The sequence below is a fragment of the Streptomyces sp. SID5785 genome (assembly GCF_009870065.1).
In the GTDB taxonomy this organism is placed as follows: Bacteria; Actinomycetota; Actinomycetes; order Streptomycetales; family Streptomycetaceae; genus Streptomyces.
In genome coordinates this window covers 1-712 of sequence record NZ_WWIA01000802.1, presented here as the reverse complement: position 1 = coordinate 712, position 712 = coordinate 1, and the positions used below count along the sequence as shown (strand labels likewise).

General features: G+C 76.1%; 1 protein-coding gene. It reads right to left on the bottom strand.

Going from position 1 to position 712, the window contains the following annotated elements; translation table 11 throughout:
- A partial coding sequence (locus GTW43_RS26155; RefSeq protein WP_161304442.1) for a pyridoxamine 5'-phosphate oxidase family protein occupies positions 1-483 on the bottom strand: 483 nt, incomplete at its 3' end.
- Between the last annotated feature and the right edge of the window lie 229 nt (positions 484-712).

Below are 712 nucleotides of genomic sequence, written 5' to 3'. Positions count from 1 at the left end.
CACCGCGGCGTCCCGCTCGGCCGCGCCGCCCGGCAGCGGCCGGGACTGCCGTCCGACCAGCGCCTCGGCGCGGGCCTGCGCGCCGCGCGCCAGGAAGTCGGCCGCGCTCGCCTCGGCGGACGCGCGCACGACGGGCCCGCGGAGCCGGATCTGGCGGGCCAGCGGTGCCCAGTAGAAGGTCAGCGCGGCGTACGCCCGCTCCGCGAGGTCCCGGGCCTTGACGCTGCCGCCGTCCGTGGCGAACTGCCAGCCGTCCGCGGTGACGGCCTTGAGGATCAGCACCCGGGCCTGCGGGTCGCCGTCCGCGCCGGCCGTCGACAGCGTCGCCGCGTGCGGCTCGCGCACCCCCGCGGCCAGTGCTCCGCGCAGCCACTCGGTGAACAGCTCGCGCGGCGTCGCGGGAGCCCCGGCCGGGTCGAAGTGCGGCAGCTCGCCCGCGAACACCTCGATGCCGCGCAGCAGTTCCCGAAGATCGCCGTCCATGGACCCCTCCCTGGTGTGCCGATGACGCACGGCGCCGATGACCGGCGCCGATGACTGGCACCGCTGACCGGCACCTGTCGCTGGCGCTAATGGTTGGTGGCGAACGTATCATTAGCCGGCGGACTATGATCGGGCCATGCCCGCCCACGGACCCGCCCCCGCCGGCACCTCGCTCGCCCTCGACCTCGCCCTCACCGTCCGTCACGACGGACGTGGAGGCGTCGCCGAC